General features: G+C 64.4%; 13 protein-coding genes. 11 read left to right on the top strand and 2 right to left on the bottom strand.

The genetic code is table 11. The annotated features are described in order from the left end of the window. Positions 1 to 139 precede the first annotated feature (139 nt). The gene (uvrA, locus tag GNK13_RS17140; RefSeq protein WP_235935294.1) at positions 140 to 3,001 is read left to right on the top strand and encodes an excinuclease ABC subunit UvrA; all 2,862 of its coding nucleotides are present in this window, start codon (positions 140 to 142) and stop codon (positions 2,999 to 3,001) included. A 133-nt stretch (positions 3,002 to 3,134) separates the two neighbouring features. Here uvrA and GNK13_RS17135 read toward each other — a convergent pair whose 3' ends face one another. Further along, positions 3,135 to 4,334, bottom strand: a complete 1,200-nt coding sequence (locus GNK13_RS17135; protein ID WP_164103777.1) for a S1C family serine protease — start codon at positions 4,332 to 4,334, stop codon at positions 3,135 to 3,137. A gap of 133 nt (positions 4,335 to 4,467) precedes the next feature. Then, positions 4,468 to 5,073, bottom strand: coding sequence for a hypothetical protein (locus tag GNK13_RS17130; protein ID WP_164103776.1), 606 nt, complete (start codon positions 5,071 to 5,073; stop codon positions 4,468 to 4,470). 173 nt (positions 5,074 to 5,246) lie between these two features. Here GNK13_RS17130 and GNK13_RS17125 point away from each other — a divergent pair, with 173 nt between their 5' ends. The 10 genes from GNK13_RS17125 to GNK13_RS17075 all read left to right on the top strand — a co-directional run bounded on the left by GNK13_RS17125 (position 5,247) and on the right by GNK13_RS17075 (position 18,346). Beyond that, a complete protein-coding gene (locus GNK13_RS17125; protein ID WP_203329114.1) occupies positions 5,247 to 7,253 on the top strand; it encodes a 30S ribosomal protein S1 in 2,007 nt (668 codons plus the stop codon). A 60-nt stretch (positions 7,254 to 7,313) separates the two neighbouring features. Beyond that, positions 7,314 to 8,318: an alpha/beta hydrolase gene (locus GNK13_RS17120; protein ID WP_164103775.1), complete on the top strand. Its 1,005-nt coding sequence runs from the start codon at positions 7,314 to 7,316 to the stop codon at positions 8,316 to 8,318. A 253-nt stretch (positions 8,319 to 8,571) separates the two neighbouring features. Beyond that, on the top strand, positions 8,572 to 9,546 hold the full coding sequence (locus GNK13_RS17115) for a TIGR03009 domain-containing protein (RefSeq protein ID WP_164103774.1): 975 nt from the start codon (positions 8,572 to 8,574) through the stop codon (positions 9,544 to 9,546). A 368-nt stretch (positions 9,547 to 9,914) separates the two neighbouring features. Continuing rightward, positions 9,915 to 10,241, top strand: a complete 327-nt coding sequence (locus GNK13_RS17110) for a hypothetical protein (protein ID WP_164103773.1) — start codon at positions 9,915 to 9,917, stop codon at positions 10,239 to 10,241. After that, on the top strand, positions 10,238 to 12,859 hold the full coding sequence (locus GNK13_RS17105) for a hypothetical protein (RefSeq protein WP_203329113.1): 2,622 nt from the start codon (positions 10,238 to 10,240) through the stop codon (positions 12,857 to 12,859). The genes GNK13_RS17110 and GNK13_RS17105 overlap by 4 nt, the downstream gene beginning before the upstream one ends. After that, a complete protein-coding gene (locus tag GNK13_RS17100; RefSeq protein ID WP_164103771.1) occupies positions 12,856 to 13,812 on the top strand; it encodes an ABC transporter ATP-binding protein in 957 nt (318 codons plus the stop codon). The genes GNK13_RS17105 and GNK13_RS17100 overlap by 4 nt, the downstream gene beginning before the upstream one ends. After that, positions 13,809 to 15,410, top strand: a complete 1,602-nt coding sequence (locus GNK13_RS17095; protein ID WP_164103770.1) for an ABC transporter permease — start codon at positions 13,809 to 13,811, stop codon at positions 15,408 to 15,410. The genes GNK13_RS17100 and GNK13_RS17095 overlap by 4 nt, the downstream gene beginning before the upstream one ends. An 86-nt stretch (positions 15,411 to 15,496) precedes the next feature. Continuing rightward, positions 15,497 to 16,339, top strand: a complete 843-nt coding sequence (locus GNK13_RS21785) for a DUF3467 domain-containing protein (protein WP_235935292.1) — start codon at positions 15,497 to 15,499, stop codon at positions 16,337 to 16,339. Then, positions 16,339 to 16,983 (top strand): Maf family protein, encoded by a 645-nt coding sequence (locus GNK13_RS17080; protein WP_164103769.1) that lies wholly within the window; start codon positions 16,339 to 16,341, stop codon positions 16,981 to 16,983. Before GNK13_RS21785 ends, GNK13_RS17080 begins: the two co-directional genes overlap by 1 nt. A gap of 382 nt (positions 16,984 to 17,365) precedes the next feature. After that, entirely contained in the window at positions 17,366 to 18,346 is a 981-nt protein-coding gene (locus GNK13_RS17075) for a DUF1573 domain-containing protein (protein ID WP_164103768.1), read from the top strand. Positions 18,347 to 18,558: the final 212 nt, after the last annotated feature.

Below are 18,558 nucleotides of genomic sequence, written 5' to 3'. Positions count from 1 at the left end.
GAAGAGGATGGCGACGGACGAACCAAACAGTTTGGATAACGGTTCGAGCGGTAACGGGGTCCTACTGTACCGGCGGTCGGTAGGGATATAGTGAACCGTTTGCCAATGGCCCATCCTTCCAATTTGTAGAGCAGCATTCGTGCAGGAGCGACAGAGCCGTGCCATTCGGCTGCGCGGCGTCCGCGTCCATAACCTGAAGGACGTGGACGTCGATATCCCTCGTCATCAGTTGGTGGCTGTGTGCGGAGTTTCGGGGAGCGGCAAGACGAGCCTTGCGCTCGATACGTTGTACGCCGAGGGGCAGCGCCGCTACATCGAGAGCTTTTCGGCCTACACCCGGCAATTCCTGCAGCGGTTGGACAAGCCCGATTGCGACTCGATCGAGGGACTTCCGCCGGCGATCGCGGTCACCCGTAGCGGCGGCCATCGGGGCAATCGGAGCACGGTGGCGACGGCGACCGAGACAGCCGATTACCTGCGGCTTTTGTACGCCAAGACGGCCCAGCTCGTCTGCTACTCGTGCGGTCTTGCGGTTCGCAGTTTCGATCCCCAGTCGACCGCTGTGGGGATCGCGGAGTTACCCCCTGCGTGCCGGCTGATGATCGCCTTTCCGGTCCCCCTGCCGTCGCGGGTCGAGGCCTCAGAAATCCTGCAGTCGCTGCAGCAGCAGGGTTATCTGCGGTTGATCGTGGGGGACGCGACGTTCCACCTTTCGGATGAGGATCGTGGGCGGTTGGCCGAGTCGATCGGGTCGCAGGGAAGCCAGGCCCTGGTCGTGGTCGATCGCGTCACGGCTGGCGACGATCCCGCGCGGATCACCGAGTCGCTCGAGACGGCGTTTGAAGAGGGGGAAGGACGTGCGACGCTGCTCATCGAACCCTTTGATGAGCGGGAGGCACCGCCGAGCGGGTTGCCGATCGCAGTGGACGGAAAAGCGCAGCTGCGGACGATCGACCGACGGGAGTGGATTGAGTGCGGCCTGAGCCGGGCTCGCCGCTGTGAACGGTGTGACATCGAGTACCCCGATCCCGAGCCGCGGTTGTTCAGCTTCAACAATCCGCTCGGCGCATGTCCGGAGTGCGAGGGTTTTGGCGACATCATGGAGATCGACATGGATCTGGTCGTGCCCGACCCCTCTAAGTCGCTCCGCGAGGGCGCGATCGCGCCGTGGAACACGCCGTCGTACAAGCACGAGTTGAACGAGCTGGTGGCGCTGGCTCGCCGCCGCAAGATCCCGCTCGACGTCCCCTACTCGGCGCTCGATGCCGAGTCGCTGCGGATCATCGCCGAAGGTTCGCCGGCGGATAACTTTGGCGGGCTGCGCGGTTTCTTCGCTTGGCTGGAGCGGAAGAAATACAAGATGCACGTCCGCGTCTTTCTCTCGCGGTGGCGAAGCTACCGGCAGTGCCCGACCTGCCAGGGCAAGCGGCTCCGCCCGGAGGCACTGGCCTACCGCGTCGGCGGGAGGACGATCGCGGAGGTCTCGGATCTGCAAGTCGACCACGCGGCGGATGCTTTTGGCAAGCTCCAGCTTCCGGCCCGTGAACAGCAGATCGCCGCGGATCTGTTGACGCAGATCCGCAGCCGACTGTCGTACCTGCAATCGGTCGGGCTCGGCTACCTGCAGCTCAACCGAACGTTGCGGACGCTCTCCGGCGGCGAGAGCCAGCGGGTGGCGCTGACCGGGGCGCTTGGTTCGAACCTGGTCAACATGCTGTACGTGCTCGACGAGCCGACCACCGGGCTGCATCCCTACGACGTGGGGCGGCTGAGCGAATCGATCCTGGCCCTCCGCGATCGGGGCAACACGGTCGTCGCCGTCGAGCACGACGAGGCGATCATGCGCGCATCGGATTCAATCATCGAAGTCGGGCCGGGGGCGGGAACCACCGGCGGCCGAATCGTGTTTCAAGGGACCGTCGCCGAGATGATGGAGTGTTCCGAGAGTTTGACGGGCGACTTTCTCGCCGGTCGCCGCGGCACGCTCTCCTCGAGCGGACACCGCCGCGAGCCGCGGGGTCGGTTGCAGCTGAGCGGGGCCTCGGGAAACAACTTGGCCAACATCGATGTCCAGTTTCCGCTCGGCGTGCTCTGTCTGGTCACCGGCGTCTCGGGGAGCGGCAAAAGTTCGCTCGTCCAACAAACGCTCTACGGGGCGATCTGTCGACGCAAACGGAAACCGGCTGTCAAAACGCTCCCCTACCGCGATGTCATCGGGGACGGCCAAATCGACGACTGCGTGCTGATCGATCAATCGCCGATCAGCCGCAGCCCCCGCAGCAATCCGGTCACCTACATCAAAGCTTTTGACGCGATCCGCAGCGTGTTCGCTGAGACGATCGAAGCCAAGACGCGGGGCATGACCTCCAGCTACTTCAGCTTCAACAACGAGCTGGGCCGCTGCGAGGCTTGCCAAGGCGACGGCGTGCTGTCGATCGACATGCAGTTCTTGGCGGATGTCACGATGCAGTGCCCGGAGTGCAAAGGAACCCGTTACCGCCAGGAGATCCTGCAGATTCGCTATCGCGATCTGACGATCGCCGAGGTGCTGAATCTGACCGTCCGCCAAGCGGCCAGCTTCTTCCGCGGCAACGCTAAATTGCAAGCCAAGCTGCAGCGATTGATCGATGTCGGACTGGGCTACGTCGGGCTGGGACAAAGCGCGACAACGCTCTCCTCCGGGGAAGCCCAGCGGTTGAAGCTGGGCGGTTTCCTCGCCTCGGCGACGCGCCGCCGCACGCTGTTCATCCTCGACGAACCGACCACCGGTTTGCACTTCGCCGACATCGTCCAGCTGATCGATTGCTTCGATGCCTTGATCGCCGATGGCCACTCGTTGATCGTCGTCGAGCACAATCGCCAGCTGATGCAAGCCGCCGACTACATCATCGATCTCGGCCCTGGGGCAGCGGCCGAAGGGGGACGAATCGTGGCCGAAGGAACCCCCGAGCAAGTCGCCCAGGTCGCCGAGTCGCGAACCGGCCAGTGCTTGAGGGCTTAGACGCTACTTTCGCGGAGCGAAAGGCGACTGTAGGGAACGCTACTTTCGCGGAGCGAAAGGCGACTGTAGGGAACGCTACTTTCGCGGAGCGAAAGGCGACTATGTCAGGCTGGAAAGCCTGATGTACGGTTGGCTATTCGACCGGCCGGAGGGTGACTTGGAGCTCGAGCGTTTCACCGTCGCGGATGACTCGTAGCGGCTGAGTCGAGCCAATCGCCTTCCGCTCGATCAACCGCCGCAGCTCGGCCGGTCGGCGGACGCGGGAGCCAGCGAATTCGGTGATCACATCCAGCGGCTCGATTCCCGCTTCGTCGGCCGCCGAGTCGCGGGTGACCTGGTAAGCGACCACGCCTTCGAAGGGCGGAACGTCCAACCGCTGGGAAAAGGCCTGGGTCAGCTCCACCAGGCTGATCCCCATCTTGGCGCGGCGGACTTTGCCATGAGCGAGCAGCTCGTCGGCGATCCACCTCGCTTGGTCGACGGGGATGGCGAAACCAATTCCCTGAAACGATCCGTTGCGGGTGGCGATCGCAGTGCTGATCCCGATCACTTGGCCGTCGATGTTGATCAGCGGTCCGCCGGAGTTGCCCGGGTTGATGACCGCATCGGTCTGCAGCAATTCGGCCCGGCGAATCCCGGGAATCGTGCGGCCTTTGGCGCTGATGATTCCCGCGCTGACGGTTGCTTCGAGCTGAAACGGGCTGCCGATGGCCAGCACCCAGTCGCCGATTTCCATCGCTTCGGAATCCCCGAGCGTCGCGGCGACTAGCGGCGAAGGGCTGTCGATTTTAAGCGTCGCGATATCGCTGTCACTGTCGCCGACGATCTCCCGAGCGACCAACTCGCTGCCGTCGTGCAATTTGACGACGATCCGGCTGGCATTGCGAACGACGTGGTGATTCGTCAGGACGATGCCCGCCGAATCGATGATCACTCCCGAGCCGAGCCCCGTGGCCGGGAGCTGCGCGTCCGCATTCTCCGGCGCCGAGTCCTTTCTCGGAAACAACGGTGAGAGTCCGCCCGGTTCGGCGGCGGATTCATCTGGGTCCGCTTGGCCAAAAGCCACAATCGTCACCACCGCGGGCGTCGCCGCGCGGGCAGCGCTGCGAAAGGCGCGGGCGAGCACCCGGGCGCCCGCGGTCACGTCCTCCGCGGCGAAGCCCCCGGCCGCAGCAGGACTCGCTTCGGCGGCTGTGCTGGTTTCGGCGGCTGCGTCGGCTTCCGCAGCCTTTCCGTCTTCCGCAGCATGAAGTGGCGACGCGACGAGGACCGCGAACAGCGTCGCCACCCGCAAGGTGGCGGCGGGAACTGAGCAGCGAAGCGATCGGAACATCAGTGACTCGGTGGAGAGAAATGTGCGGCCGGGAGTTTCGGAGCCGTTCAACCAATATAGGCCAGCCAAGCCCCAGATTACGACTGCGGCTCTAAGGCTGCGGCTCTACGAGTGGGGCTCTACGACTGCGGCTCTACGAGTGGGGCCACGCGCGGTTCAGGCAGTCCTCGCACACGACTTGCCATTCGAGCCACTGAGCCTGCCTGCACGCCTCGCGTGCGTCGCCGCCGCGACGGACCGCCGCGGCACAAGCATCGACGAACGCCAGCGCATCCCAGGCGGCATCGTCGCTCGCCGCACGGGCCAGCGGATCGGCCGCGACGGCGGCGGCGAGCCGCGGGTAGGCGGGATGATGGCCGGTGCGGCGGAACCAGTACTTGGCGTTGCCAAAGTCCCCTTCGCGGCGATGCATCACGCCATGCCAGAAGCTGCCGTCGGAGGAGTCGAGCGATTGGCTGAGGTGGTGCGAGCGATCGAGGTCGCCGGCCAATAGCCACAGGGCCGCTTCGCAGGCCTTGGCCGCGTCCGCATCGCTCGGCGGCTGGCTGGGCAACCCGCAGCCGGGCTGCTGCAGCTGCTCCAGCAGCGCGGCTGAGTCCCTCCCGGCAGCTGAGTCCCTCCCGGCAGCTGAGTCCCTCCCGGCAGCTGAGGAATCGAGTGGCGGCAGGGCGGCCCCGCGAATCGCCTCGCGGAGCTCCCGAGGCAGGCGATCGAGCGAGGCGGAAGTGGTTTCGGGCATCGGAAGGTTCTCCAAGGAGGGCGTCACGGCGCGGTCGCGGTTGTGCGGCGGGAGAGTGCTGCGGCGGCCGAGGCGAGACTATCTTCGCCGAGTAGGGGTTGATAAACTGCCAGACTGCTGAAAGGCGGCAGCTGGGCCGCCCGTTTCGTTACGCGACCGTTTATAAGAGATTGATGAGTTCCGGCGACCCCCAAGCCTCCGAACCCGCTTCCGACTCCCCCTCCCCCGAAACCGCTCAGCCCGAAACCACCCCGGCTGAGACTCCTCAGGCGGAGGCGGCTCAAGCGGAAACCGCTCAGCCGGGAACTCCACCGCCAGCCGAACAGGCGGCCGAACCGGTCGCCGAACAGGCGGGTGAGTCGCAGCCGGGCGAATCGCAGCCCCAAAGCTCCCAGCCCGAGAGCTCACAGCCCGAGAGCTCACAGCCCCAAAGCTCACAGCCCCAAAGCTCACAGCCCCAAAGCTCCCAGTCCAGCTCGCCCCGCACGCCAGTCGCGCGGGGGGCCGGGCCGCTGGCCGCCCGTGGCCTGGGGATCGCCAAGCCGAGCTCTCCGGCGGTGACCGCCCCAAAGCAGGCGGCGAAGCAGGCCGCGAATTCGGGAGCCAAGGGCAAAGGGGCCAAAGCGGCTGGGAAATCCGACGTCTCGGCCAAGCCGGCTTCGCCCGCTGCGGAAAAACCCGCTGCGGAAAAACCGGCTGCGGAAAAACCGGCTGCGGAAAAACCGGCTGCTGATAAAACCGGCTGCCCCAAACCGGCTGCGGCGAAACCGGCCTCCGCTCGACCCTCTGGTCCGGCTCTCGGGCCGCTCAAGTCCCAACCGCTCAAGTCCCAGCCGAAGACGAAACCATCGGGCGTCGACAAACCGCAGCGGGGCGAAGCGGCCGAAGAAGGTGGCGAAGCGGCCCCGCGGCCTTCGGCTCCGTCGCAGCGGGTCAGCCTACCGAACCTGCGGCAACCGCTCGCCGACGATCTGCAGAGCCTGCTCGAAGCCGAGCTGGCGGCGGCCGACGTCGATGCGATGCTCGGCGGTTCGGCCGGGATGGAACGTCGCGAACAGCTCGAAGAAGGAGAACGGGTCCGCGGCAAAGTCCTCAAAATGGACGAGGACAGCGTCTACGTGGCTCTTGGCGGACCCGATGAAGGGGCGGTCTCGCGGCTGCAATTCGAGGAAGACCCGGAAATCGGCAGCACGATCGAGACGATCGTCCGCGGGTTCAATCGCGAAGACGGGCTGTACAACCTGGTCCTCCCGGGCCAAGCGATGGACGTGAGCGACTGGGAGGATTTGGAAGAGGGGACGATCGTCGAGGCGCACGTGGCGGCGGCGAACACCGGCGGACTCGAAGCGACGGTGGGCAACATCCGCGGCTTCATCCCGATTAGCCAGATCGCCCAGTACCGCGTTGAGGACGCTTCGGAGTTCGTCGGCCAGCGGCTGATGTGCGTCGTGACCGAGTGCAATCCGCGGCGGAAGAATCTGGTGCTTAGCCGCCGTGCGGTGCTCGAGCGTGAGCGGGAAGAGCAGCGCAAGGAACAGCTCGAGAAGATGGAGCCGGGCGATACGCTCGAGGGGACGGTCCGCAGCGTCAAAGATTTTGGCGCGTTCGTCGATCTTGGCGGCGTCGATGGCTTGATCCACGTGACCAAGCTGAGCTGGGATCACATCAAGCACCCGAGCGACGTGCTGGAAGTGGGCCAGAAGGTCAAAGTGAAGGTCGAGAAGGTCGACAAGCAGACCGGCAAAATCGCCCTCTCCTACCGCGATCTGCTGGAAAACCCGTGGGACTCGCTCGAAGCGACGCTCGCGGTCGGCTCGGTCGTCAAAGGCACCGTCTCGCGGATCGCCAACTTCGGCGCGTTCGTGCGGCTCGGGGCGGGGATCGAAGGGCTCGTGCACATCTCGGAGCTGGCCGGCCACCGCGTCTCGAACGTCAGTTCAGTGCTCAAAGAGGGGGAAGAGGTCACGGTCAAAGTGCTCTCAATCGAGCGCGACAGCCAGCGGATCGCGCTGTCGATCAAGCAGGCCCAGTCGAAGGCCGCCGAGGTGGGGGCAAAGTCGCTCGAAGAAGAGGAAGAAGAACCGCCCCGCGAATTGGCGGTCAAACGGCAACACCAAGGTCCGCTCAAGGGTGGCGTCGGCAAAGACTCCGGCGGTGCCCAGTTCGGATTAAAATGGTGATTCCGCTGCCCCCCGCGGGGCCCCTCGGTTTCCAACCTGCCCACGATTAGGAAACGCGAAATGACTTTGTCGCTCTCGTTCCCTGGGTGGTCGCTCGCGACCGCCCTGCTGCTGGTCGCAAGTCTGGGCCATCCCTTGGCGGCTCAGGACCGCGGGGTGAAGCCGAGCGGCGCTGCAAACGCGAACGGCGCTGCGAACGCGAACGGCGCTGCGAAGCCTGCCGGCAGGTCGCAGGCGAAAGCCAAGGGCGAGGAGCTGAAGTTCCGGCTCGAGACGATCACGACCAAAGACGGCGTCCCGCTGATGTGCGGGTTTTTCCCGTCGGATCAGGGCAAGGAAGCGGTGCCGGTGATTCTGCTGCACGAGTGGCAGGGCGCGGCTCCGCAATACGTGCCGCTCGCCCAAGCGCTCAACCAAGCGGGGTGTGCGGTGATCACGGTCGATCTGCGGGGGCACGGGGGAAGCCGGACTTACACCGACCCGCGTGGTCAGAAGCGGCCATTCGGCGACGTCTCGCGAATGGGGCGTCGCGACGTGCAAGCGATGCTCAGCCGCGACCTGGAAGCCGTCAAAGGTTTTCTCAAAGACCTCAACGACCAAGAAAAACTGAACCTGAACGCGCTGACGCTGGTCGGATTCGGCGAAGGAGGCGTGTTGGCCGCCAATTTCGCCGTGATCGACTGGAACTTTCCCGATGTCGGCGTTCACAAGCAGAGCAAGGACGTCAAGGCTCTGGTGCTGGTCTCGCCGGTCCGCGTCCTGCACGGCTTTACGCCCGATTTGGCCACCCGCCACCCGGCCGTTTCTCGTCTCCCGTGGTTGATCGTCGCGGGTGAGCAGAGTTCGCAAGCGGACGAGGCCGAGCGACTGTATCGTCAGCTCGAGCGGATTCGCCGCAGCAATCCGTCGGTCGGTGTGGCCGAAATGAAGTTGCTCGCCACACCGTTCTCCAACGCTCGGCTGGTCCGCGAACAGGGTGAAACAATTCCGCTCGTCGTCGATTTCGTCAAGCAGAACGTGATCGACAAACAAGAGCTGTTCCCCTGGGAACACCGCAGCGAGTGAGGGGGGGCGTTAGATCAGCCGCCACGCCCTAGCCCGGATTACTGATCAGCCGCGGGGCGCTAGCCCCCGGTTTCTGAAAACCCCGGGACAACCGGACGCTAGCGCGTGGCAGCTGATATAAGCTGGACGCGCCTGCGGAGTCGCCCCGCCTGTGCGACCCGACGAATTGCTCTTTTGACCAACGTCCCGAAGTTGCTAACGTTTCGCCGCTGAGGACGATGCGCTTGCTGGTTGCTTACTACTGGATGGATCCATGTTTGCACGGATGTTTTGTCGAACCGCGTTGACGGCGCTGCTGGTCGCGACGCCGACGGTCACCTTGGCCCAATCTCCTACCCAGCAGGGAGCGGCCACCAATCAGGCCGCGAACCAAGCCACGGCCGGTGGCGGACGCCAGCCCGGTGAATTGGCTCCGGCGGTCCAGCCCGGACAGCCCTTCCCTCCCCTGTCGACCGCTGCCCAAGCGCGGCTCGACCAGTTGCTGCAGAAATGGGAGACCGAAAGCCAAGGGACGAAGCTGCTCTCCTGCGACTTCACCCGCTGGCACTACGATCTGGGAGCGGCTCCGGCGGGAATCCACGCCACCTGGGCGCAAGGTGTGATCAAATACGCGGCTCCCGACAAGGGAATGTTTCGTGTCGACACGCTGAAGTTCTACAAAGGCCAAAAAGAAGGCAAAGCGGTCTACGAAGCCGACCCCAAGCAGCTTGGCGAGTACTGGGTCTGCAATGGTGCGGAAGTGCTTGAGTTCGACCGCTCCAAGGAAGAGTGCATCATTCAGGTGCTGCCCGAGGAGATGCGGGGCCAGCAGATATTCGAAAGCCCCCTGCCCTTCGTATTCAATCTCGACGCCAAGAAAATCCATGACCGCTACTGGGTTCGCGAAGTCCAGCCGCCGGCGGGCAAGACCGGCGTGTACCTGATCGAGGCCTGGCCCAAGCGGCAGGAAGATCGCTCGCAGTACCGCTTCGTGCAGATCGTGATCAGCGCCCAGACGTTCATGCCCGACGCGTTGATCATGTACGCTCCGAACTTCGACCCGCAGACTGCACCGATCTGGGATCACTACGAATTCACGTCGGTTTCGCGGAACAGCCTGGTTGCGAACCTGCAGCAGTTCACCGATGGCTTTATCAAGGCTCGTCCGCCGAGCAACTGGAAAGTGATTCGGCAGAAGTTCGGGGCCTTGCAGCAAGCGGCCAACCCCGACGCCAACCCCGTCCGCTGAGGCGGGGGCTCTGAATGTCGCCCTTCTCCGGGAGGGTGTGGTTTAACGGCAAGCCGAAGGCGACTGTGTTTTCAAAAAGCAGTCGCCTGCGGCTTGCCGTTAAACGATTTTTGGAGGCTGAGGCTCTGTCAGAACACCCTGAGCCGACGGCGCTAGCCGCGGGTGAGCCGACGGCGCTAGCCGCGGGTGCTGCAGCGGAAATCCCCGAGGCTGCGAGGCCCGAGGCTAGCGCCTACGGCTCAAAAGGTTGCAATCGCTGGGTCTCTAGCTCGCCCGCGGCTGAGGTTCTCTTCTGCCGCGCCATCGACTCGGCAGCTCGCTAGACTGGGGGAGGTCTATTCTCTGTCGATGTTCGTCGAGCCGACTCCATGCCTACTCCCGCGGTTGAACCGACTCTCCGCAGCCGGCTGCTGCCCCAGCTCTCTTTTCGCTCGGCGATGCTCGCCGTCACCGGCACTGTGTTCCTCGCCTGGCTTGCGCGGCTGGCATGGCAGGGGCAAACTCTCGCCCAGGTGATCTGTTTCACGCTGCTCAGCTTGGCCGGGTTCTATCTCATTTCCATCGCGTTGTTCTTCGCCGCGTGGATCCCGGCCATCCTGATGCGCCGCTACCACGATTCGACGCCCGCCGGGAATCCGTTTGCGGCCGAGCAGTTGCCGCCGCAGATCCTGCCTCCCAAAGGCACACCGCAATGAATCACCCGATTTTAACCCGCTTTCCGAAGGTCGTGACGTTTTTTAGCCCCCTCTCCCCCGGAGAGGAATCGCGGCGACCGCTCGACCTTCACCTTCAAGTTCTTTCGCGATTCTCTTTGGGGGAGAGGGCGGGGGGTGAGGGGGCCGAAGCGGCCGGCAAACGGCTTGCTGGGACCGCCGAGTGCGTCACCTGGAAGCGAACGGAGCGCGACGCGTGGATCGCAAAACCTGCCTGTTCCCGGCCCCCTCACCCTAACCCTCTCCCCCGCGACTTGGCTGCGGAACTTTCGTTCGCAGCCAAGCCGCGGGGGAGAGGGAACTGCCTCTGGCTGGCGATCTGCGTCTGCGGCCTGGCACTGCTCGCAGCCGTGTGTCCGACGCCGGCGGCCGCTGAAGGAGCACGCTGGACGCGGCACCGGTTGCCGATGCCGGGCAATCCTTCGGCTGGCTTCGGATGCGAAGTGCGGATGCTCGACCCCGAGAACTACGGCTATCTGCCGGTGCAATTGACGGCCACAGCGACGACCGGCCAGTTTCCGGCGGACCGCCAGCTGACCGTCGAAGTCGTCCCGATCGACGGCGCGAATTGGCCGCAGCCTCGTACTCGCTACCAATTCCTACTCGAGCTGCCGGAGGGGGAACGCACTGTCACGGTGGAGCAGCATTTGCCCAAATACTTCGTGGGGGCGAATTTCCGGATTCAGCTGTCCGAAGGGGGGCGAGCAATCCAGGGTTACGTGCTGGAGCACCACAGCGGCCGCGGCGATCGATGGCTGAACGTCGCGCTCCTGGAGCGGACCACCCGCTACACGGTCATTCTCGCCGATCCCTCCGTGTCCTCAGCCGAACCATGGGCAAGGGTTCCCGACGTGCGGACCCTCGGCTCGATGGCGTATCCCAGTCCATCGTTTCTGATGGCTTCCGAGGTCGATCGACTGAGCGACGCCGACGCGTTGCTCAACCTGCGAACGGATCTCACCTCGGTGCGGCAAGTGATGCACGCCTCGGAGACGCATACCTCGTGGCTCGGTTATGAGTCGACCGACGTTGTGATCGTCAGTTTTGGGGTTCTAGAGCGGATGCGTGATGAGCATCCTGAGCGGTTCAAGGCGCTGAGTGATTGGGTCGCCTGTGGCGGCGCGGTCTGGACCGCCGGGGTGGAGAGTCGCGAGGCGCTAGCGGAACTGTTTGGGACCACCCCGCTCGCCGCGGGCGATCCGACGACCGCGCACGAAGTTCGAGCGACTCTGTCACGGTTTGCGCTCGATCGAGTGCTGCCGCCGAACGACTGGTTTTTACAGCAGATTCGCCAGCACGATTTGACCACGCTCGAATCGGCTTACATGAATCGCACGCCCGAGGAGCGGTGGAACACATGGTCCACGAACGGGCATCCGGTCGCGCAAACGCTGACCGAGCGAGAACTGGAGCAAGCGATCATTCCCCAGCCGTTGATGGCGGGGATCGTAATCGGCTTTCAAGATCCCGACCCGTTTCCCGGCTCTTTTCAGCTTTGGCACGTCGCCAAGCATTTCACGGCGGCGCGTCAAGTCTGGTCTCTCAAGCACGGGACGATGTTCCTGCAAGGGACGGAACGTTTTTGGGATTGGACCTTGCAAAATGTTGCTCGCCCTCCCGTCTACGCGTTTCTCGGTGTTTTGACCGGATTTGTAATTCTTGTTGGACCAGTCTCCTATTATTGGACTCGCCGCAATCATCGCACCTATTTGATGTTTCTCATCGCGCCGGTGTTAGCAACCGTGGCCACGTTGATGTTGTTTGGCTATGGCGTGCTCGCCGACGGCTTGGGGACTCAGGTCCGCGTGCGGCAGATCACTTGGGCCGAGGGAAGTTCTCCGCGTGCCGCCCGCATGACCCGCGCCACCTACTTCGCTGGGTTTCGCCCCTCCGGCGGGATGGAGTTTTCTCCTGACGCCGCGGTCTATCCCATCATCGACCTGGAGGAAGCGCAGACGAATGGAACCATCGATCCTCCGAACCTGGATCGGGTGGTCACTCTCAGCGACGACCGCCAGCGGCTCGGTGGCGAGTTTCTGCCCGCCCGCCGCCAGAAGCAATTCGTTGCCACCGAGCCAATCGACGACGCTGGCGGAATCGCACTGGTCCAATCGGCCCCGGCAAACCTGGGCCAGCCGCCCAAGTTGCAGAACGATTTCGATGTGGAGGTTTACGAGCTCATCGCGCGCGATTCCGCCGGTGAATATTACACCGCGACGGGACCGATCGCCGCTGGCGGTGTCGGCCAGGTCCGCCGCGTTCCGGCAACTCAAGCCGCGGGGATTCTCCGCCGACTGTACCAGATCGAGACTCCCGAACCTCCACTCGGTTACCAATCGAGTGGAGCGAGGAGCCTGTTTGGGAGGCAGCCGTATTATCACTGGGGTGGCACCTCGCTGCAGAATCATGCTGCCTCGTGGTTGGCTCCGGCGGCGGAGCTGGGGATGTTCGAGGCCAAGCTGGGAGGGATGCTGTTCGACCGCGGCGAGCTCCCTCCCGGCTGGTTCGTGGGGCGTGCCGCGTTGACTGCGGATGCGATTGTCGTCGAGGGAGCGGTGCCCGTCTCCAGCGTGCACTTCATCATGGGAGGGCTGCGATGATTCCGACCGTCGGCGAAGGGGAAGCGGTGATCGAGCTCCGTCGCGTGCACCGCTTTTTCGGCAAGACTCGGGCGGTTGACGACATCTCGTTCGCCGTGGCGCGGGGGAGCGTGTTTGGTTACATCGGTCCCAACGGGGCGGGTAAGACGACCAGCATGCGAATCTTGGCGACGCTCGAATTGCCCAGTTATGGTGATGCGATCGTCGACGGATTTTCCGTGGTCAACGATCCTGAGATGGTGCGAAAGCGTTTGGGATTCATGCCCGACGCTTTTGGAACTTACGCCAACGTTAATTGCGCCGAGTACTTAGATTTTTTCGCGCGCTCTTATGGTCTGGTCGGCCGCGAGCGAACGCAGCGGCTCAAGCGAGTGTTGGAGTTCACCGGAGCGGCGGGAATCGCCGAGAAACCGATCCGCGGCTTGAGCAAGGGGATGAAGCAGCGGATTTGTTTGGGGCGGGCTCTGATGCATGATCCCGCCGTGCTGATCCTGGACGAGCCGGCTGCGGGTCTCGATCCTCGGGCGCGGATCGAACTGCGAAAGATGATCGGTGCCTTAGCCGCTGAGGGCAAGACGATTCTGATCAGCAGTCATATTCTGACCGAGCTGGCGGAGATGTGTGATGCGGTCGGAATCATCGAACAGGGTCGGCTGCTGGCGACCGGTTCGGTCGAGGAGATCCAGCGGCAGCGGCAGCAGCATCGCGAATTGACTCTGCGAGTCATGCATGGGGCGGCCGAGGCGGCTGAGCGGTTAGGGCAGCGCGACGATTGCCTTGAGATCCGGGTCGAAGGGGATTGGGTGCGGACCGCCTTCTCGGGAGATCTCGCCGCTCAGGCCGACGTGCTTCGCGATTTGGTCGAAGCGGGACTCCCGGTCGCGGAGCTGACCGCGCGAACGAAATCGCTGGAAGACGTGTTTCTGCAAGTCACCGAGGGACTCGTGCAATGACAGGCCGAACGATGGAGCGACTCGACCGCTGGACCGAGCGGATGGGCGACTGGCTCAATCCGATCCTGGTCAAGGAGACGCGGCAGACGTTGAAGAGCCGGCAATTCATCGTCACCTTCTCGTTGCTGCTCCTCGCTGCGTGGGGCTGGACCGCGGCGGCGATTGCGATGTCGATGCCGCGGATCTACTACGTGCCATCGGGCCAGCCGATGCTGGTCGGTTACTACTTGGTGCTGGCGGTGCCGATGCTGCTGGTCGTGCCGCTTGCCGCGCATCGTTCGCTGGCCGCGGAGGTGGACGATGGGACGCTCGATTTGCTGAGCGTGACGAACCTCTCCCCGCTGCAAATCATCACCGGCAAGCTGGCCAGCGGCGGTTTGCAGATGATGTTGTACTTCGTCGCGCTGATGCCCTGCGTTGCCTTCTGCTATGTGTTGCGGGGCGTCGATCTGATGACGATCGGGACGTTGCTCGGGGGGACCGCCGAGGTGGCGACGCTCCTGACAGTGGTGGGGCTATTTCTTGCAGCCCTGCCGAGCGGTCGCGGCGGGCAATTCGTGATGATGGTCGTGATGCTGATTCTGATTGGGATCGCGGAGTTCGCGTTTGGCGGGTTTGCGATCGGGATGATCACCCAAGGAGGCGGCGAGGCATCGGGCGAGTGGATTTTTGGGATCGTCGCCTCGCTGCTGTTCACCGCCACGGTTTCGGCGATCTTATTGATCGCCGCCGCGGTGCAACTCGCTCCCCCGAGCGAGAACCGCTCGACGCCGCTCCGGCGGGCGCTGTTGGTCCACCAGACGGCGATGACGGGCTGCTTGGCGTATGCGATGCTGGTCCTCGAGGCGGATTGGCAGGTCATCGTGCCCTGCGTGTACTATGCGGCTGCACTTTGGGCAGTGATCGGGGCGCTGATGGTGGGCGAGTCGGGAGTGTTGACGCCCCGCGTCCGCCGCGACCTGCCGGGCACATTCCTGGGACGCGCCTTGGCGGTCTGGCTGACGCCGGGGCCGGGGACGGGGCTCGTCTTCAGCGTCAGTTGTATGTTGTTATTTTCGCTTGCGGCGATCGGCCTGCTCATTCTCAGCCCGTCGGCTCCCGGCGACGCGATCGATCGGACGTTGCCGCACGCGTTGACGCTCGGCGGCTACCTGATGCTGTTTCTTTCGGTGACGCGGTGGATCATGCAGCTGATTCGGCTGCGGAGCGTGACGCACCCTGGCGTCGCGGTCGCGGTCCTGGGGCTGGTCGCCTCGGTCGCTGCGATCGCCCCCTATTCGGCGGCCCTACACCTGCACGACTACCGCTCGTTTCCGTGGTCGCACTGGCAGCTGACGAATTGGGCGTGGACGATCGTCGAGCTCGAGAGCGGTTTGTCGTCGGACGTTCCCTACCTGGTGTTTGGAAGCGGTGCGACGCTGTTTGCGTTGAACGTGGTTTTGCTCGGCCGCGCGGTGTTGCCGCAGCGGGTGGCGACCCCCGAGCGGGTGTTGGCCGAGCGGGCCGCGGCGGAACGGGCGGCGGCCGAGCGGGCGGCGGCGGAGAAGAGTCTGGCTGAGGGAGCGACTGTCGGTTTCGATTCCGGAGCGATGCGTTAGACTCAAGTGGTCCGCACCCCAGGACGATTCGTCGGTTCCCGGAGCGTGCCCGGTTTGCTACTCGCTGCTGTGAGGATTCCCGAAACATGTATGATGGTCCCACGCCTTCGGAAGATCGCGGCGATCCGGCCGACCGACCCGCCCAGCTCCGAGCGCGTGTTCCGGACCACGTCAGCGACGGCGTGTTCAGCACCGGGGTGATCGTGATGACGGGACCGAGCGAGTTCGTGCTCGATTTTTTGCAAACCGTCGGACGGCCGCATCGCGTGGCGGCTCGCGTGGTCCTGCCCCACCCGGTGATGCCCCAGTTCATCGACGCGCTCCGCAAGAACCTCGATCTCTACCAGCAGCGGTTTGGGCCACCGCCGACGCCGCCAACGGCTGCGAAGCCTGCGGGGGCCGCGGGCGCTTCGGGCACCGCGGACGCTTCGGGCGGTTCGAACGCTTCGGGCGGTTCGAACGCTTTGGGCGGTTCGGGGGCCGCGGCCACTCCGCCACTGGAGCCCTCGCCCTCGCCGCGTCGGCCGACGCCGCAGGAGATCTACGACGACCTGAAGCTGAGCGACACGATGCTCAGCGGCGCCTATGCCAACGGAGTGATGATCGGGCATGGAGCATCGGAATTCAGTCTCGACTTTTTGACGAGCTTCTTTCCCCAGTCGGCCGTCAGCGCGCGGGTTTATCTGGCCGCCGGCCAGATGCCGCGGTTGCTCGAGTCGCTGCAGAGCGCCCAGCAGGGGCTGGTGCGAAGCCGCAGCGGGGACGCCCACGGCCGCGATCCCCGTGGTCCCGACGCGGGCGGCTCCAGTGCGGGCGGCTCCGGCTCCGGCGGCTCCGATGTGCGTGGCTCCGATACCGCTGGCGGCGGGGGAGATGCGCCCGGCTCTGGGCCCGATCCGAATTCTGGCCCCGATCCGGATTTACACTGATGAGTGGTGAAGGTTCTGCGTTCGGTCCGCTGCCGCGGGCTGCGATTCCTGGCGACCGGCCCTTGATCCTGGCCAGCAGTTCGCCGCGGCGGCGGTTGTTGCTCGAGGCAGCCGGTTACGCGTTCACCGTCCAGGCTCCCGCCGATTCGGCCGAGTGCGGGATTTGCAGCCGCGAGACTCCCCCCGAGTTGGTCGCTCGGCTGGCGATGCAGAAAGCCGCGGATGTGGCGCAGCGAGTCGAGGCGGGAATGGTGCTCGGGGCGGACACGGTGGCCGAGTGCGTCGGGCAGGTGCTCGGCAAGCCGGAGAATCGCGAGCACGCCGAGGAGATGCTAAGGCGGCTGAGCGGCCGAGTCCATGCGGTCTACACCGGGGTCTGTCTCTGGAGCCGCCCGGAGAATCGCTGGGTCGTCGACGTCACGCGGACGCGGTTGTTCATGGAGCCGCTCAGCGAGGAGCAGCTGCAGGGCTATCTCGACAGCCGTCGCTGGGAAGGCAAAGCGGGGGCGTTCGGTTATCAGGATGGGGAGGATTGGTTGCGGGTCGAGGAAGGAAGTGAGAGCAACGTGGTGGGATTGCCGATGGAGCGGTTAGCCGAGTTGCTCGAGGATTTCGACAAGCGAGCGCCGCGGCCCGCTACGTAGAGAAGCCCACGAAGTAGAGCGGTTTGCCGCCGATCGTAAGACTCTGTCGGAAAACCCTGAGCCGACGGCGCTAGCCGCGGGTGCTGCAGCGGAAATTTTGCGCGGGCGAAGGCCCGAGCCTAGCGGCTACGGCTCAAAAGACGGAACTCCCCGGGGTCTTCCGGCAGAGCCTAAAGCCCCGGTTTTCGGCTCGAATTGCTCTTGGCCCGTTTTAGCCAGAAGGGGCAGAATAGAGGCCTTCGGCGTCAAGTGGTAAGTGCTTGGCGGTCTATCACTTCAGACGCGAACGGTTGCGGATCCGACGATGAGCCCAGTGTTTGAGGGAAGGCCCGTGTTCAAGGGAAGGCCCGTGTTTGAGGGAAGACCCCTGTTGGGAAGGATGATGGCACTGGGCCTCTTCCTGCTCGCAGCGACCGGTGCAGCGCCTCGAGCCGAGGCGCAGCAGTGGGCGCGAGACATGTTCGAGACCACTTCCCATGATTTTGGGATGGTCGCCAGCGGCTCGAAGACCCACTTCACGTTCGAATTCAAAAACAAGTATCGCGAAGACGTCCACGTGGCGGCGGTCCGCAGCAGCTGTGGGTGCACGACTCCCTCGGTTACCAAGGATCTGCTGAAGACGGGGGAAGTCGGCGGAATTCTTGCAACCTTCAACACGACCAGCTTCAGCGGCCGGAAGCATGCCACGGTAACGGTCGTTTTCGACCGCCCCTACTATGCGGAAGTGCAGCTTCAGGTCAGCGGGAACATTCGCACCGAAGTGATGTTCCACCCGGCCGAGATCGCTTTTGGCGAAGTCTCTGGAGGAGCGGAGCCCGAGCGTGAGGTGAAGGTTACCTTCTCGGGGCGGAAGGAGTGGAGGATCGAGGATGTCCGCAGCCTCTGTCCGCATCTGCGGGTGCGGCTCGAGCAGCCGGTGCGGCGTCCCGGTGCGATCGAGTACACGATGCGGGTCGGGCTCAAGCCTTCGGTCCCGGTCGGCGAATTGCACGAGCGGCTGACGCTGGTGACCAACGACGCCGAGCTTCGGAGCGTGACGGTCGGAGTCACCGGACGGGTCCGGCCGCAGGTCGAAGTCAAACCCGACGCCCTGCACCTCGGCTCGCTGACCGCTGGGAAAATGGCCAGCGAGCGGTTGCTGGTCCGCGCCGACGATGAGTTCGAGATCACCGAAGTCGAGTGCGACGATCCGCGGTTCACGTTCGATCTGCCGAGCGGCGCGAAGAAAGTGCACTTCGTCAAGCTGAACTTCGCGGCCGACGCAAAGTCGACCGGAGCCTTCAAACTGCCGGTCCGGATCAAGACGAGCTTGTCGGGCAACTCGACCGCCGAGTGCGTCGTCACCGGCGAAGTGGTGGAGTAAGAAAGTAGATCTTTTCTGCACGCACCAGCCGCGGAGCGGCGGCATAGAATAGCCCAGGGCGCGAGCCCTGGGACAGCGTCCAATCCAATTCCTTCCCACCGCTCCAGCGAGGCGACACAGTCGCCCCGCTGGAGCGGTGGGAAGGCAGCAGTTGGGGCCTCCGCAACCCAGGGCTCGCGCCCTGGGCTATTTTCTATCGTCCCTCCGGGACT

It is taken from the genome of Candidatus Laterigemmans baculatus (assembly GCF_010367455.1).
Taxonomy (GTDB): Bacteria; Planctomycetota; Planctomycetia; order Pirellulales; family Pirellulaceae; genus Laterigemmans; species Laterigemmans baculatus.
The sequence above is the reverse complement of the archived record's forward strand: the minus strand, read 5'-3'. Positions and strand labels throughout refer to the sequence as shown.

Bases quoted from the DNA above. Each gene is read 5' to 3' on its own strand.
- GNK13_RS17135 (WP_164103777.1), bottom strand. From the start codon at position 4,334: ATGTTCCGATCGCTTCGCTGCTCAGTTCCCGCCGCCACCTTGCGGGTG.
- GNK13_RS17130 (WP_164103776.1), bottom strand. From the start codon at position 5,073: ATGCCCGAAACCACTTCCGCCTCGCTCGATCGCCTGCCTCGGGAGCTC.
- GNK13_RS17125 (WP_203329114.1), top strand. From the start codon at position 5,247: ATGAGTTCCGGCGACCCCCAAGCCTCCGAACCCGCTTCCGACTCCCCC.
- GNK13_RS17120 (WP_164103775.1), top strand. From the start codon at position 7,314: ATGACTTTGTCGCTCTCGTTCCCTGGGTGGTCGCTCGCGACCGCCCTG.
- GNK13_RS17115 (WP_164103774.1), top strand. From the start codon at position 8,572: ATGTTTGCACGGATGTTTTGTCGAACCGCGTTGACGGCGCTGCTGGTC.
- GNK13_RS17110 (WP_164103773.1), top strand. From the start codon at position 9,915: ATGCCTACTCCCGCGGTTGAACCGACTCTCCGCAGCCGGCTGCTGCCC.
- GNK13_RS17105 (WP_203329113.1), top strand. From the start codon at position 10,238: ATGAATCACCCGATTTTAACCCGCTTTCCGAAGGTCGTGACGTTTTTT.
- GNK13_RS17100 (WP_164103771.1), top strand. From the start codon at position 12,856: ATGATTCCGACCGTCGGCGAAGGGGAAGCGGTGATCGAGCTCCGTCGC.
- GNK13_RS17095 (WP_164103770.1), top strand. From the start codon at position 13,809: ATGACAGGCCGAACGATGGAGCGACTCGACCGCTGGACCGAGCGGATG.
- GNK13_RS21785 (WP_235935292.1), top strand. From the start codon at position 15,497: ATGTATGATGGTCCCACGCCTTCGGAAGATCGCGGCGATCCGGCCGAC.
- GNK13_RS17080 (WP_164103769.1), top strand. From the start codon at position 16,339: ATGAGTGGTGAAGGTTCTGCGTTCGGTCCGCTGCCGCGGGCTGCGATT.
- GNK13_RS17075 (WP_164103768.1), top strand. From the start codon at position 17,366: ATGGCACTGGGCCTCTTCCTGCTCGCAGCGACCGGTGCAGCGCCTCGA.